The organism is Amycolatopsis sp. NPDC024027, from assembly GCF_040638975.1.
Lineage (GTDB): Bacteria > Actinomycetota > Actinomycetes > Mycobacteriales > Pseudonocardiaceae > Amycolatopsis.
The window spans coordinates 272,871-287,004 of the sequence record NZ_JBEZYY010000009.1; the positions used below are offsets into that span (position 1 = coordinate 272,871).

The following is a 14,134-nucleotide window of genomic DNA, read 5'->3' on the forward strand; positions in this document are numbered from 1 at the left end:
GTCACCGGTAAGGTCCAGTTCCATGGCTGTGGAGTGGGCCGGTTCGGGTCCGGAGCTGCTGTTCACGATCGACCGCGAGAGCGGGGACGGGCTCCGCGCGCAGCTGGAGCGGCAACTGCGTGACGCCATCTGCGGCGGCCGCCTGGCGGGCGGGGAGCGGCTGCCCTCGTCCCGCGCCCTCGGCCTGTCCCGCGGCCTGGTCCAGGACTGCTACGCCCAGCTGCAGGCCGAGGGCTACCTGACCAGCCGTCCCGGATCGGCCACCCGGGTGGCGGCGGTCGCCCGCCGGGCCGCGCCACCCCCGCCGAGCCCGCGGACGCCGCCGCGGCCCGCGATCGCCGACTTCCGCCACGGCGTGCCCGACCTCCGCCTGGCGCCCCGCGAGGACTGGGCGTGGGCGGTCCGCGAGGTCTGCCGCACCGCGCCGAACACCGCGTTCGATTACGGCGACCCGATCGGCGAGCGGCAGCTGCGTGAGGTGCTCGCCGCGTACCTGCGCCGGGTGCGGGCGGTCGCGGCCTCGGCCGAACAGGTCGTCGTCTGCACCGGGATGGCGCAGGCGCTCGGGCTGGTGCTGCGGGCGCTCGCGGCCGACGGCGTCACCCTGGCCTTCGAGGACCCCGGCGCCGTCCGGTCGACGACGAGCCAGGCGGCCGCCGCCGGCCTGCCCGTGGTGCCCGTCCCGGTCGACGAAGACGGCCTGGACGTCGAGGCGCTCGACCGCAGCGGGGCGCGGGCCGTGCTGGTGACCCCGGCGCACCAGTGGCCGACCGGCGTGGTGCTCGCCGGGCACCGCCGTCAAGAGCTGCTCGCGTGGGCGCGCCGGTGCGACGGCCTCGTCATCGAAGACGACTACGACGCGGAATTCCGCTACGACCGCGACCCGGTCGGCTCGCTGCAGGGCCTCGACCCCGGCCACGTCGTCTCGCTCGGCACGGTCAGCAAGTCGCTCGCCCCGGCCCTGCGCCTGGGCTGGCTGGTCGCCCCCGAACGGCTGGTTCCCGTGCTGGCACACGACAAGGCCGTCACCGACCGCGGGAGCCCCGGCCTCGACCAGCTGGCGCTGGCGCTGTTGATCGAGTCCGGGCGCTACGACCGGCACCTGCGCCGCGCCCGCGCCGAGTACGCCGCCCGGCGCCGGACGCTCGTCGACGCGCTGGCCGTCCACGCGCCCGGCCTCCGCGTCACCGGGCTCGCCGCCGGGTTCCACGCCGTCCTGCACCTGCCGCCCGGGGCCGGCGAGGAGCAGGTGATCGACCAGGCCCGGCAGCGGGGTGTCGGCCTCTACGGCTTGGCCGGCCTGCACGCGATGCCGGGGCCGTGGCCGCCGCGGCTGATCCTGGGGTTCGGCGACACCCCGGACCACGCGATCGCGCCCGGCATCGCCGCCGTCGCCGACCTGTTGCGCGGCTGAGCGATGATCAGGAGAGGCTCGCGGAAGCGGTGCTCTCCCAGGCGAACCCGTCCGGGTCGGTGAACGCCGCGGGCGCGCCGCCGACCGCGATCCGGTGCGAGCCGCTGCCCTCGGGGGCGACGCCGGCGTCCTTCGCGAGCGCCTTGCGGCGGTACAGCGCCAGCTTGACGGGGCTCTCGCCGGCGTCGAACTCGACGTACATCTTGCCGAAGCTCTTCCCGACGGTCAGGCCGCGGTCGAGGTAGAACTTCTTGCTGGCGGCCACATCGGCGGCGCCCAGCAGGAGCACGACGGCGTCGATCTTGCGGGTGGCCGGGCCGGTGTTCTTCTTGGCGGAGGTCGCGAGCTTCCAGATCGCCCCGTCCGGCGCCCGGACGGTGCCGCCGTAACCCCACATGGACTTGGTTGCGGGCTTGATCGTCGTGGCCCCGGCCTTCAGGGCGGTCTCGATCAGGGAGTCGACGTCGGCGGGCTGCGGCACGGTGAGGGAGAGGGTGTACCCGCGGAAGCCGTCGCTCGGCGCGTCCGAGACCCGGAACCGCAGCTGGGTGGTGAGCCCGAAGGCGTCGGCGTAGAAGCGCTCGGCGGCGGCGGTGTCGGCGACTTCGAGGGTGATGGTTTCGATGTTCGTCATGCCGGTAACGCTAGGTCCGGGCCGCTGACCGGCGCTTCTCGATTCCTGATCGGTCTGGGCGGGCCCGTGCGGAAAAGGAGTGGGCGGGACGCTCGCGGGGCTGGTAGCTTGCCGTTGACCGTGACCCGGCCCGAGGAGGTGAGACCCGTGAACGCTGTACGCAATGGGTGCTCCCCCTCGTCGTCACGGGCGGGCGGCTGACGCAGGTGTCGCCGGGAGCGCTTCGACCGTCTCCCGAAAGGCGACACCATGGATTATCTGCACCAACGGCCGGACGTGGCCGGCCGCGGGGAAGTGTTCCGGCGACCGGACGGACGCCTCTTCCTCAGCATCGACACGTGGGACCCAGCGGACTTCGCGCTGCTCGCGGCCGACATGCTGCCCGCACTGCCGAGGCCGCTGTACACAGTGGTCGACGAAGCCGACACCGATCTCCGGTCCTGCTGGGAATCGGCCGGTTTCACCACGCGACGCCGTGAGTGGGAGTACGTGGTCCCCGCGGCACCGGGCACGGTTCCCGCCGTCCCGGGTGTGACGATCGGGCCGCCGTCCGACGAGCGGGCCCTGCGCTCGCTCGACGACGCGATCCGCGCCGAAGTCTCGGCGACGGTGGGCTGGCCGGAGATGCCGGCGGAGATCCTTCCCCGGCCGGATGTTCCGGACCTCACCAAGTACACGGTGGCGGAGTCCGGGGGTGACTACGTGGGCCTGCTCAGGCTGGCGGCGCTGCCGCGGCAGCCGCGGATCGGCCTGCTCGCGGTCCGCGCGGACCGGCAGCGATCCGGGATCGGCCGCGCGCTGCTGACCCACGTGCTGGACGCGTTGCACCGCAACGGAGTTCAGGCGGCCACGGCCGAAGTGAACGAAGCGAACCCGGCGGCCGTCGCGTTGGTCGAGGCCGCCGGAGCCCGCCGGGTGGGCGGCAACGTCGAGCTGGTGCTGCGCTGATGGCGAACACAGCGGGCATCGAAGTCGAGGGCACGGTCGTCGAGTGCCTGCGGAACGCGACGTTCCGGGTCGAGCTGGAGAACGGGCACAAGGTTCTCGCGCACATCAGCGGGAAGATCCGGAAGAACTTCATCAAGATCCTGCCGTTCGACCGGGTCCTGGTGGAGCTGAGCCCGTACGACCTGAACCGGGGACGGATCCTGTTCCGCTACCGGACGTAGTACGGGACCTCGGAGGCCGGGGCCGGAGCTTGCCGTCGCCAGGTCCGCCGGACCTGGCGACGGCTCGCCGTCAGTATTCGTTCTTGATGACGAAGTAGGAGCCGCGGATGGTGCCGGCCAGCTTCGACTTCTGGCGGGCGAACTTGAACGACGACAGTTCTTCGGGGATCTCCATCCCGTCGGAGAGCTTGAACCCGACGGCCCGCTTCCCGCCGTCGTCCACGGTGTACAGCACGTTGATCGACAGGCCGTTCTCGTAGAACACGTACGTCCACCGGATGTTCTCGACCTGGAAAGCGGTCGCCTCGAGCGGGCGGGAGGCGATGACGATGCCGCGCTCTTCCTCGAGGATGCGGTGCACCCAGTCGATGGTGGGCCGGACGTCGCCGGCGGGCTCGACCGTGAAGACGTGGTCGTACTTGTTCTTGAAGTACCGCGCCTCGTTGGCCCGCAACCCGGCGAGCGCGTCCGCGACCGGCGACGACTCCAGGCCGGCTGTCGATACGGTCTCGAAGTCCACGGTGTGGGGCATGGCGATCCTCCGCGTCGGTGTCCTGACCGGACTTCAGCCTAGGCCGTTGTGCCGGTTACGGCCTCCGGACGCGCAGGACGCCGGTCAGCAGCGGGAGGACGAACTCGCCGCGCCGGTCCGCGAGGTGGGCGCGGATCCGGTCGAGGGTGGCCTCCCGCTCTCGCGCCGGCATGACCAGCACCCCGGCGAGGGTCGCGACGAGGGAGTCGGCGGTGCGCCGCTGTCCGTGCGGGAACTCGGCCTGCTCCGGTGCGCCGAACCGGCCGGCCAGGCCGGCCGTCGCGGCGCGCCGGCTGCTGAACGTGTCGCGGGGGCCGATCACCGCGGGGCCGCTGATCCGCTCCAGCCCGGCCACCCAGCCGATCCGGTCGTCCAGGACGTTCCACAAGCCGGCCAAGACGCCGCCGGGGGCGAGCACCCTGGCCATTTCGGGCCCGGCGACGGCCATGGCGAACCAGTGCAGCGCGTTGCCGGCCAGCACGGCATCGACGGAGGCGTCCGGCAGCGGGATCGCCTCGGCACCACCCGCCAGGGCGCGGACGGCCGGCAGGGCGCGCCGCAGCTCGGCCAGGTACTGGACCTCGGGGCCGGTACCGGCAAGCTGACCGGCACGCGCGTCGCCCTCGGCGCCGACGTCATGCTGCCGTGGCGCGTCGTGTTCCACAAGGCACCGTAACCTTCGAAAAGAATCCGGGCGAGGTTGTCGGATCGGGCCGGTGGCGTTCGTGGCAAGGGTGAAGCCACCCACGAGGGGTGGCCACCGAGAGAGGATTTCCTGATGCAGTACCTGGTTTCCGTGATCGACGACAAGAGCAGTCCCGGCAGCACGGACCGGCAGCCCGCCATCAGCGAGTTCAACGACCGGCTGATCGCCGAGGGCTACTGGGTCTTCGCGGGCGGGCTCGCGGACACCGACGCGGCCACGGTCGTCGACCACCGGGGCGAGCAGGCGGTGATCAGCGACGGGCCGTTCATCGAGTCGAAGGAGTACCTCGCCGGGTTCTGGGTGTGGGAGGTCCCCGATCTGGACGTGGCGCTCAAGCTCGCCGCCGAGGCGTCGAAGACCTGCGATCGGAAGATCGAGGTGCGACCGTTCCGGTGAGCGACGTCGAGCAGGCGGTGACCCGGGTGCACCGCGCGGAGTGGGCCCGGGTGGTGGCCGCGCTGACCAGGCGTTTCGGCGACCTCGACCTCGCCGAGGAGGCCGCCGCCGAAGCGTTCGCGACCGCCGTCGAGCGGTGGCCGGCCGACGGCGTGCCCCCGAACCCCGGTGCCTGGCTGACCACCACCGCCAACCGCAAGGCCATCGACCGGATCCGGCGCGAGAACAAGCGCGACGACAAGCACAAGGAGGCCCGGATGGTGTACGACGACACCCCGCCCGAGCCGTCCGGCGCGATCGACGACGACCGGCTGCGGCTGATCTTCACCTGCTGTCACCCCGCGCTGGCGGCCCAAGCCCGCGTCGCGCTGACGCTGCGCCTGGTCGGCGGCCTGACCGTGCCCGAGATCGCCCGCGCCTTGCTGGTGCGGGAGTCTGCTTTGGAGCAGCGGATCACTCGCGCGAAGGCCAAGATCAAGGCCGCGCGCATCCCTTACCGCGTGCCGGCCGCCGAGGACCTCCCCGCACGCGTGTCCGGGGTGCTCACGGTCCTGTTCCTCGTCTTCAACGAGGGCTACCTGGCCACCGGTCCCGGCACCGACCCGATCCGGCACGAGCTGACCGCCGAGGCGATCCGGCTCACCCGCCTGATCCACGCACTCCTCCCGGACGACGGCGAAGTGACCGGGCTGCTGGCGCTGATGCTGCTCACCGAGGCCCGCCGCCCGGCCCGGGTTTCGGCGGGCGAGCTGGTCGCGCTCGACGAGCAGGACCGCGGCACCTGGGACGCGGCGCTGATCGCCGAGGGACACGGGCTGGTGCGCGAGCGCCTCGCCGCCGGGGTGGCGCCGGGCCGCTACCAGATCCTCGCGGCGATCAACGCCGTGCACACGTCCGCCCGCGACATCCGCGACACGGACTGGTCGCAGGTCGTCGCCCTCTACGACCAGCTGGTCCGGGTGGACGCGTCCCCGGTCGTCGCGCTCAACCGGGCGATCGCGGTCGCCGAGCTCGACGGCCCGGAGGTGGCGCTGGCGGCCGTCGACCGGCTCGAGGAGCAACTGGCCGGCTACCACGCCTACCACGTGACCCGCGCCGACCTGCTCAGGCGGCTGTCGCGCAGCGCGGAAGCCCGCGCGGCCTACGGCAAAGCCATCGAGCTGGCGGGCAACACCGCCGAGATCGCGTACCTGACGCGCCGGCGGGATCAGCTGGGGTAGCCGGAACCTGACTCACCGCACCCGGACCCGATCCGGGGCCGAGCCGTGTCGCGGTCGTGATCACGGCACCGGAGGCTGTACCAGATGCGAACTGGGGTCTTTCTGCGCTGGGCGGCGCATCCGCTGACCGTCGGCGCCGCGGCGGTCCTGCTGCTCAACGACCACCTGCTCAAACCGGCGTGGCCGGGCCTGGTCACCGGGAAGCTCAGTGACGTGGCCGGGCTGGTCGCGGCCCCGCCGGTGCTCGGGCTGCTGCCCGGCCTGTTCCTCGCCCGCCGGTTCGCCGCCGCGGCCGCGGTGGGAGTGACCGGAGTCGCGTTCGCGGTGGTCAAGCTGACCACCGCGGGCGCCGGCGTCGCTTCGGCGGCGTGGTCGGTGGTCAACGGGCCTTCGGTGATCCTGGCCGATCCGACCGACCTGGTCGCGCTGCCCGCACTGGGTCTTTCCTGGTGGGTCTGGCGCCGGGTGACCGCGGCCCCGCCCCTGCCGGCGGACCTGGTGTTCCGGGTGCGGGTGATCGTCGTGGTGCCGTTCGCGGTGCTGGCGATCACCGCCACGTCGGCGGCCCAAGACGACACTCCGGCGGTCGAATCCGTGCGGACCGGGGGCGCGCAGGTGGTGATCGAGGCGGCCGGGGGGATCTACAGCTCCTCCTCGGGCGTCGACGGCTGGAGGTTCCTGTCGCAGGTGCCGCCGACGAACTGGTCGACGACGGGGCCGACGCCGGAGCGGCAGCTGCAGGTCCAAGCCTGCGTGCCCGACGTGGCGGCACACTGCTACCGGGTGCGCGGCACCGCTGATCTCGACAACGAAGGGTTGCTGCCGAGCGGTGGCCGCCCGCCCGGCGTCGACGAGTCGACCGATGCCGGCCGGACGTGGCACACCGCCTGGGAGACGCCCGCCGCCCGGTGGCAGTTCATCTCGCGCCAGCACCCGTTTCCGTCCGGGGTGGTCAACCTGCCCAAACTGTCCAGTGTGGAAGTCGTCGTCCGCGCCGTCCCGGGCGGGCACGAGGTGTTCGTGGCCAACGGGGTGGAAGGGCTGGTGGTCCGCGGCGCCGACGGTGCCTGGCGCCGGATCCCGGTCGTGGTCCCCGAAACCGGGCTGGCCATCCGGCCGGCGCCGCTCACCGCGTTCGGCCGGTTCATCGGGGACGACGTCAACTACGCCGGCTTGCTCGCCGTGCTCGCGCTGCTGATCGGGACGACGCTGGCGGCCGCCCGGGTCCGCACCCGGCTCGGCCGCGGGCTCACCGCCGTGGTTCCCCTCGTCCTGCTCATCGTGCTGGGTCTCCCGGTCCTCGGCGCGGTGGCCTTCTTCACGGAGGGCTCCGGGATGTCGACCGGGCCCTGGCTGGTGGCTTCTCTCTGCCTGGTCGGCACCGGCGCCGCTCTCGCACTGGCTCAGCCGCTCCTGCACCGGCCGCGCATGACGGCGGTCGTCGCGGCCGCCGTCCTGACCGGACTGGCGTACGTCGCGCCCGCGCTGGGCTGGACGCTGGGCCACCCGCAGGAGCACGCCCCGGCGGCCGGACTCGGCCTGATCCTCGCCGCGGCTTGCCTGCCGGTGGTCGCCGTGGCCGGCTGGTGGGCCGGCGCGCGCGACCCGGCCGCGCTGCCGGGACCACCCTGGCCGCCGGATCCGCCGTGGCCGCGCGAGCCGTCCGGGCCGCCTTGGCCGGTGGATCCGCCCGTCCCGAGGCAGCAGTCCTAGCTCAGGCGGACTTCGCCTCGTGGACGATCGTGACCAGGGCGTCGGGGTCGGGGACGGTGATCGTCACGGTCCGGCCGGTGTGCATCACCAGTCGCAGCGCGGGGCCCGTCCGGAGCGTGGAGAAGGCGCTGTGCGGGGTCCACCAGAAGCCGAGGGCAGGCGCCACAGGGACGGCGAAAGGCCGGTCAGGTCGTGGCGCCCCAGGCCGTGCCGGCGGGCCACGGCGACGAGCGCCTGTGCCGCATCGGTGACCGGAGCCGGCTCGGTGACGCGGACGCGACCCGTGCCCCGCGGCCCCGGCGGAACTCCAGCACGCCCTCGTCCCGCAGCCGCCGGTAGGCGGCCGGCACGGTGTTGCGGTCAACGGACAGCGCCCCGGCCGGCTCGGCCGCCGGCGACAGCTGCTCGCCGACGGCGAGTTCTCCCGAAGCCACGCCCCGCCGTACGCAAGCCACGATCCGGAGTGACAGTCGGCTATGCGGGCGCGGTTCGCCAAGACTCGGCGAGCCGCCCGCACCAGGACGCCACGAGTACCGAGACGGTCAGCAGCGCGACGCTGCCCGCGATGTCCAGCACGTAGTGGTTCGCCGTGGCGAGCACGTCCGCCATCATCAGCAGCGGGAACGACCACGCCGACCACGCCAGGCGTGGGTGCGTGCCGCGCAGGGCGGTCCACACCGCGTACGCGCACCACAGCGACCAGCCGACGTGCATGCTCGGCATCGCCGTGTAGTGGGTGGGCTTCGTCCAGCTCTCCACACCCAGGAAGTCATACCTGGCCACGATGTCCACCGCGCCCGGCAGCGCGAACCGCGGTGGGGACATCGGCACCGCCCAGTAGACCGGCAGGACCAGCGCCGTCATCGCGACCATCGTCCGGCGGACGTGGCGGTAGGCCTCGGCGCGGCGGACGAACACCCACAGCAGCACGCCCGCGACCACCACGTAGTACAGCCGGTACAGGTACACGGCCAGGTGGCCGAGGACCGGCCGGCCGGCCAGCCAGTCGTTCGCACTCCGCTCGATGTCGAGGTGTGCCAGGTGTTCCAGGGACTGCAGCGCCAGCGCATGGGCGTCGGCGGCCGCGAAGTCCTTGCCCACCGCCGCGTCGAGCCGCGCGAAGAGCAGGAACCAGAGCAAGAGGAAGACCGGTTCGACGAGCACGCCGGGGCGCCCGCCGACGCCCCGGAAGAGCACGGCCGCCTTCACGCCGGCAGGGCCCGCCGCAGGAACTCCGTCGTCAGCTCCCACGCCCGCGCCGCCGCTTCGGGGTGGTGGAACATCGGGGCCACGTGGTTGTGGAACGCGTGGCCCGCCTCCTCCTGGACGTGGATCTCCGCCCCGGGATGCGTGGCCACCGCGGCCTCCACCACGGCCACATCGGACCGCGGGATGTAGGGATCCGCCCCGCCGAAGTGGAACTGGATCGGGCATTCGACGCGGGAAAGAGCGTCGATCTGCTGCGCCACCGTCGAACCGTAGAACGACACCGCCACGTCCGGGTCGCCCTCGGCCGCCGCGGCGAAGGCCAGCGAGCCGCCCAAGCAGAAGCCCAAAACACCCACGCCGCCCGTGACCGACGGCAGGGACCGGAGGTGGCCGACCGTGGCCAGGACGTCGGACAGCCCCAAGGCCGGGTCGAAGGCGGACATCACCGCCATCGAAGCCGCGACACCCGCTTCGTCGTGGGTCGACGACCAGCCCGGTGCCGTGCGCCAGAACAGCTCCGGGACCGCCACCACGTACCCCGCGGCGGCCAGGTCCGCCGCCACCGAACGCAGGTAGTCGTCCAACCCGAAGATTTCCTGGACCAGCACCAGGCCCGGACCGCGGCCGGCGGGCGGGTGCCACGTCGGGATGTCGTTCAGGACTGAATTCCTCACCCGGACACCGTACTGGTTCCGCGGCCGGGTGCGTCCTAAGTTGAGGTGCCGACCAAGGAGGCGTGATGGCTGAACAGACCAAATACGTCCTGGACGAAGCCGATCTCCCTGCCCAGTGGTACAACGTCATCCCCGATCTGCCCGAGCCGCCGCCGCCGCCGCTGCACCCCGGCACGCGCGAGCCCGTCGGCGCGGACGACCTCGCGCCGCTGTTCCCGCAGGCGCTCATCGCCCAGGAAGTGACGACTGATCGCTATGTCGACATCCCGGAGGAGGTGCGGGAGGTCTACCGGCTTTGGCGCCCGTCGCCGCTGTTCCGGGCGCGCCGGCTGGAAAAGGCGCTGGGCACCCCCGCGCGGATCTACTACAAGTACGAAGGCGTCAGCCCGGTCGGCTCCCACAAGCCGAACACCGCTGTGCCGCAGGCGTTCTACAACGCGGCCGAAGGCGTGCGGCGGCTGACCACCGAGACCGGCGCCGGCCAGTGGGGGAGCGCCCTCGCCTTCGCCTGCGCGCAGTACGGGCTGGAGTGCGAGGTCTGGCAGGTGCGGGCGTCCTACGACCAGAAGCCCTACCGCAAGCTGATGATGGAGACGTTCGGCGCGACCGTCCACCCGAGCCCGTCCGAGCTGACCGAGTCCGGCCGGGCGATCCTCGAGCGGCACCCGGACTCGACGGGCAGTCTCGGCATCGCGATCAGCGAAGCCGTCGAGCAGGCGGCGCAGGACCCGGACGCGCGGTACGCGCTCGGCAGCGTGCTCAACCACGTGCTGCTGCACCAGACGGTCATCGGTGAGGAAGCGCTGAAGCAGTTCGAGTTGGCCGGCGACACCCCGGACCTCCTGGTCGGCTGCACCGGCGGCGGCTCCAACTTCGGCGGCCTCGCGTTCCCGTTCCTGCGCGAGAAGCTGGCCGGCCGGATGGACCCGGTGATCCGCGCGGTCGAGCCGGCGGCGTGCCCATCCCTGACGCGTGGCAGGTACGCCTACGACTTCGGCGACACGGCCGGGCTGGCGCCGCTGCTGAAGATGCACACGCTCGGCCACGACTTCATCCCGGACCCGATCCACGCGGGCGGCCTGCGCTACCACGGGATGTCACCGCTCATTTCGCACATCCACGAACTCGGCTTGATCGAGGCGATCGCCATCGGCCAGCAGGAGTGCTTCGCGGCGGGGGTGCGGTTCGCCCGCTCCGAGGGCATCATCCCGGCACCCGAGCCGACCCACGCGCTGGCGGCGTGCATCCGGGAAGCGTTGCGGTGCAAGGAGACCGGGGAGGAGAAGGTGATTCTCACGGCGCTGTGCGGTCACGCTCACCTGGACTTGCCGGCGTATGGTGCTTACCTGGCCGGGGACATGGTGGACAACGAGCTTTCCGATGCGACGCTCGAGGAGTCCCTCGCCACCTTGCCCTAACCCGCGTGGGGTGGGTCAAAGCGCGTCGGGGATTTCCGGGCGGGTCAGTTCGGTGCGGGCGGTCGCCAGGACCACGCGGTCGCGGCCGCCCGCCTTGGCCTCGAACACCGCGTCGTCCGCTGCCTGGAGCAGGATCGTGTACTCCGTGGCCGTTTCCGGGTACACCGCCGCGCCGATCGAGGCCGTCAGGCCGCTGATCACCTCGGGCTTGCCGGGGCGGATCACCGGGACCGGCACCTCGAGCCGGGCGATCGCGGTCCGGATGCGGTCCGCGACCGACGCCAGCTCCGCGCTGGTCGTGCCCGGGAGCAGCACCACGAACTCGTCGCCGCCGAAGCGGCCCACGTAGTCGCCGCCGCGGACCGCGGCCTGGATCGCCGCCGCGACCGCGCGCAGGACCTCGTCGCCCGCCAGGTGGCCGTTGCCGTCGTCGATGGCCTTGAAGTGGTCGATGTCGATCATCAGCACGCCGGCCGTCGAGGACAGCTCCGCCGCGCGGGCCAGCTCGTTGCGGGCCAGCTGGACCCAGAACTCCGGCGCGAGCAGCGCCGTCTTGGAGTCCGTGCGCGCGGCCGCCTGGAACTGCGGCAGCAGCAGGCCGATGTGCAGCGCCACCGGCGTCACCATGAGCACCGGCAGCAGCCACGGCCGGACCGTCATCACCAGCGCGATGCCGCAGCCGACGCCGACCGCGGCCAGCACGATCAGCACGTCGGACGCGTTGCCGAACGCCTGCCGCGGCGGCTTTCCGGGGTTGCTCAGCAGGATCGCCACGATCACGAGCACGTAGTTCAGGCCGAAGTAGACGATCCCGGACGTCAGCAGCGCGGTCATCCCGCCGAACCCGTCGAGGTAGGGCACGTACGGCGCCACGTGCCCGGTGCCCGCCCACAACACGGCTCCCGCGGCGGTGCACGCCAGGATCACCGTCGCGCCGGAAAACACTTTCCGGTGAATCACACCTCGCCGTTTGTAGACGCGGACCCAGGAATGGGCATAACTCACGACGATGACGAGCGTGGCGAGTGGCGGGGGCAGCAGGAGCAGCCCGGCGAAGATCCAGATCGACTGCAGGTGCATGTGCGGACGGCCGTCGGCGGCCAGCTCGCGGATGCGCTCGATGCGTTGCGCCGCTTCGAGGTGCACGACCTCACCGGCGAGGATCAGTCCACACCAGAGCAGCGCCGGGGTGGTGATCGGCACCAGCGCGGCCGTCGAGAGGACCGCGATCAGCGCCAGGGCGTCGACGATGAGGACGTAGCCGAGCACCGGAGTGGCCAGCTTCCACATCGCCCACGTTCGGGTACCTGATCGTGGACGTTCTGAGCTGGGCTTTCGCCCTGGGGACCCGGACAATCCCACGAAACGCCCTTCTGCTCAGGACGGAACTCTTCGCGGAAATCGTCAATGTAACCGAATGAACGCGGTGTGTCACTAGGCCGGTCAGGTTACGGTCCGGTCACGCATCGTGCCACTTCCCTCACAACAGGAGAAACCATGTCGCACTTCCTGCCCAGCAGCAACATCTTCCCGTCCCGCCGTCGCGCGCAGCGGCCGACCGACTGGACCCGGCAGCTCCCCACCGACTGGACCCGGGCGATCCCGACCGACTGGACCCCGCGGCAGCTGCCCACCGACTGGACCGCCCGCGAACTGCCCACCGACTGGACCGTCCGCGAGCTGCCCACCGATTGGACCCGGCCGGGCGTCTCGCCAGCGCTGCCGCAGTGCCCGACCGACTGGACGCAGTCCTGACCTCGCTGCGATGCCGTGAATGACTCATTCCTGGCGTCAGACGCCAGGAATGAGTCATTCACGGCGTTCGGCGGGGCCGGTCACCGGGGATCCGGCTGTGCCCGCCGCCACAGCCGAGCCGCGCCGAACGCCGCCAGCACGCCGATCGCCCCGGCTCCCGCGACGACACCGTGCGGAGCCACGCGTTCGGCGGCCACGCCGGCCAGCACCACGCCGAGCCCCTGCGACACCCGCAACGCCGTCAGCGCGAACCCGAACGACTGGGCGCGCTGAGCCTCCGGCGTCAGCTGCACGAACGTCGTGTTCGCGATCAAGTTGTACGAACTGGCCACCCCGGACAGCGTGAACAGCGCCAACGTCGCCACCAGGTCCGGTCGCAGCGCGCAGCCCAGCAGCGCCGCGCAGGCCAGCACGGCGAGCGGCCCCAGCAACGGTCCCCGCCGCGCGGGCGGGATCCGCGACAACGCCGCCATGCCGAGCACGTTCCCCAGCGCGAACGCCCCGAGCAGCAGCCCGACCACGACCGCGCCGCCGCCGAGTTCGGCGGCGTACGGCGCGGCGATCGCCTCGCCCGCGATGTAGAGCCCCGACACGCACCCCAGCGCCACCAGGGCGAGCCGCCGCCGGTCGCCGGCCACCGCCGTCCACCCGGCCCGGACGTGCCGCCACCACCGGACGCCGGAGGTTTCCCGCGGCGGCCAGGCCTGCACGCCGGCGGCCAGGAACAGGGCGGACACCGCGAAGCTCGCCGCGTCCGCCAGCAGGGCGCCGCCGGTGCCGAGACCCGCCACGAGCAGCCCACCGAGGGCGAACCCGGCGACCTGGCCCGCCTGCACCAGCATCATCAGCAGGCCCATCCCGGGCACGAACGTCTCGCCCGGCAGCACCTGCGGCAGCAGCGCGGCCCGGGCCGAGTTCCACACCGGGTTGAACAGCTGGACGCCGACCAGCAGCGCCGCCACCACCGGCAGCGGCAGGCCCGGCGCCGCCATCACGGCCACCGCGAGCGCCCGCAGGACGTCCGCCAGGACCATCACCGTCCGCGGCGGGTACCGGTCGGCCAGCCCGGACAGCAGCGGCCCGCCGACGAGGTCCGGCAGGAACGTCAGGGCGTAGGTCAGCGCGGCCCAGCCCGGCGAGTTCGTGCGGTCGTACACCAGGATCGAGAGCGCGACCCGCGCCAGCTGGTCACCGGTGACCGAGACCAGCTGGGCCGAGAACAGCGCCCGGAACTCGGTCACGGCGAGGACGTCCCGGAAGCCTGCGGCGCGCCCTGTCATGGGCACCCAGGGTA

17 protein-coding genes are annotated in these 14,134 nt (G+C 72.5%); 8 read left to right on the plus strand and 9 right to left on the minus strand.

What is annotated here, in order from left to right; genetic code table 11:
• Positions 1–22: 22 nt before the first annotated feature.
• Positions 23–1,414, plus strand: a complete 1,392-nt coding sequence (locus AB0F52_RS23570; protein ID WP_360174695.1) for a PLP-dependent aminotransferase family protein — start codon at positions 23–25, stop codon at positions 1,412–1,414.
• A gap of 7 nt (positions 1,415–1,421) precedes the next feature.
• On the opposite strand, the gene AB0F52_RS23575 is transcribed toward AB0F52_RS23570, so the two are convergent.
• The gene (locus tag AB0F52_RS23575) at positions 1,422–2,048 is read right to left on the minus strand and encodes a glyoxalase (RefSeq protein ID WP_360174698.1); all 627 of its coding nucleotides are present in this window, start codon (positions 2,046–2,048) and stop codon (positions 1,422–1,424) included.
• Between the two features lie 249 nt (positions 2,049–2,297).
• Here AB0F52_RS23575 and AB0F52_RS23580 point away from each other — a divergent pair, with 249 nt between their 5' ends.
• Together AB0F52_RS23580 and infA are read left to right on the plus strand one after the other, a co-directional pair.
• A complete protein-coding gene (locus AB0F52_RS23580; RefSeq protein ID WP_360174701.1) occupies positions 2,298–2,996 on the plus strand; it encodes a GNAT family N-acetyltransferase in 699 nt (232 codons plus the stop codon).
• Positions 2,996–3,217: a translation initiation factor IF-1 gene (infA, locus tag AB0F52_RS23585; RefSeq protein ID WP_103337604.1), complete on the plus strand. Its 222-nt coding sequence runs from the start codon at positions 2,996–2,998 to the stop codon at positions 3,215–3,217. The genes AB0F52_RS23580 and infA overlap by 1 nt, the downstream gene beginning before the upstream one ends.
• 70 nt (positions 3,218–3,287) lie before the next feature.
• Here infA and AB0F52_RS23590 read toward each other — a convergent pair whose 3' ends face one another.
• Together AB0F52_RS23590 and AB0F52_RS23595 are read right to left on the minus strand one after the other, a co-directional pair.
• Positions 3,288–3,749: a phage tail protein gene (locus AB0F52_RS23590; RefSeq protein WP_360174706.1), complete on the minus strand. Its 462-nt coding sequence runs from the start codon at positions 3,747–3,749 to the stop codon at positions 3,288–3,290.
• Between the two features lie 55 nt (positions 3,750–3,804).
• A complete protein-coding gene (locus tag AB0F52_RS23595; protein ID WP_360174709.1) occupies positions 3,805–4,413 on the minus strand; it encodes a methyltransferase domain-containing protein in 609 nt (202 codons plus the stop codon).
• 114 nt (positions 4,414–4,527) lie between these two features.
• Here AB0F52_RS23595 and AB0F52_RS23600 point away from each other — a divergent pair, with 114 nt between their 5' ends.
• The 3 genes from AB0F52_RS23600 to AB0F52_RS23610 all read left to right on the plus strand — a co-directional run bounded on the left by AB0F52_RS23600 (position 4,528) and on the right by AB0F52_RS23610 (position 7,784).
• A complete protein-coding gene (locus AB0F52_RS23600; RefSeq protein ID WP_360174712.1) occupies positions 4,528–4,851 on the plus strand; it encodes a YciI family protein in 324 nt (107 codons plus the stop codon).
• Positions 4,848–6,071 (plus strand): sigma-70 family RNA polymerase sigma factor, encoded by a 1,224-nt coding sequence (locus AB0F52_RS23605; protein WP_360174715.1) that lies wholly within the window; start codon positions 4,848–4,850, stop codon positions 6,069–6,071. Before AB0F52_RS23600 ends, AB0F52_RS23605 begins: the two co-directional genes overlap by 4 nt.
• 84 nt (positions 6,072–6,155) lie before the next feature.
• Positions 6,156–7,784, plus strand: coding sequence for a hypothetical protein (locus tag AB0F52_RS23610; RefSeq protein ID WP_360174718.1), 1,629 nt, complete (start codon positions 6,156–6,158; stop codon positions 7,782–7,784).
• Between the two features lies 1 nt (position 7,785).
• On the opposite strand, the gene AB0F52_RS23615 is transcribed toward AB0F52_RS23610, so the two are convergent.
• The 4 genes from AB0F52_RS23615 to AB0F52_RS23630 are packed head-to-tail and all read right to left on the minus strand — an operon-like array spanning position 7,786 to position 9,667.
• The gene (locus tag AB0F52_RS23615; protein ID WP_360174721.1) at positions 7,786–7,950 is read right to left on the minus strand and encodes a hypothetical protein; all 165 of its coding nucleotides are present in this window, start codon (positions 7,948–7,950) and stop codon (positions 7,786–7,788) included.
• Positions 7,951–7,969: 19 nt separating this feature from the next.
• Positions 7,970–8,218, minus strand: a complete 249-nt coding sequence (locus AB0F52_RS23620; protein ID WP_360174724.1) for a GntR family transcriptional regulator — start codon at positions 8,216–8,218, stop codon at positions 7,970–7,972.
• A 40-nt stretch (positions 8,219–8,258) separates the two neighbouring features.
• The gene (locus tag AB0F52_RS23625; RefSeq protein WP_360174727.1) at positions 8,259–8,993 is read right to left on the minus strand and encodes a phosphatase PAP2 family protein; all 735 of its coding nucleotides are present in this window, start codon (positions 8,991–8,993) and stop codon (positions 8,259–8,261) included.
• Positions 8,990–9,667 carry a dienelactone hydrolase family protein gene (locus AB0F52_RS23630; RefSeq protein WP_360174730.1) on the minus strand — a complete coding sequence of 226 codons (678 nt, stop codon included), beginning with the start codon at positions 9,665–9,667 and terminating at the stop codon, positions 8,990–8,992. Before AB0F52_RS23630 ends, AB0F52_RS23625 begins: the two co-directional genes overlap by 4 nt.
• 65 nt (positions 9,668–9,732) lie before the next feature.
• Between AB0F52_RS23630 and AB0F52_RS23635 the strand changes: the two genes are divergently transcribed.
• Positions 9,733–11,085 carry a TrpB-like pyridoxal phosphate-dependent enzyme gene (locus AB0F52_RS23635; protein ID WP_360174733.1) on the plus strand — a complete coding sequence of 451 codons (1,353 nt, stop codon included), beginning with the start codon at positions 9,733–9,735 and terminating at the stop codon, positions 11,083–11,085.
• 15 nt (positions 11,086–11,100) lie between these two features.
• Here AB0F52_RS23635 and AB0F52_RS23640 read toward each other — a convergent pair whose 3' ends face one another.
• Positions 11,101–12,375 carry a diguanylate cyclase gene (locus AB0F52_RS23640; protein WP_360174736.1) on the minus strand — a complete coding sequence of 425 codons (1,275 nt, stop codon included), beginning with the start codon at positions 12,373–12,375 and terminating at the stop codon, positions 11,101–11,103.
• A gap of 207 nt (positions 12,376–12,582) precedes the next feature.
• Here AB0F52_RS23640 and AB0F52_RS23645 point away from each other — a divergent pair, with 207 nt between their 5' ends.
• The gene (locus AB0F52_RS23645; RefSeq protein WP_360174739.1) at positions 12,583–12,840 is read left to right on the plus strand and encodes a hypothetical protein; all 258 of its coding nucleotides are present in this window, start codon (positions 12,583–12,585) and stop codon (positions 12,838–12,840) included.
• Positions 12,841–12,920: 80 nt separating this feature from the next.
• Here the strand turns inward: AB0F52_RS23645 and AB0F52_RS23650 are convergent, their stop codons facing one another.
• Positions 12,921–14,120: an MFS transporter gene (locus AB0F52_RS23650; protein ID WP_360174742.1), complete on the minus strand. Its 1,200-nt coding sequence runs from the start codon at positions 14,118–14,120 to the stop codon at positions 12,921–12,923.
• Between the last annotated feature and the right edge of the window lie 14 nt (positions 14,121–14,134).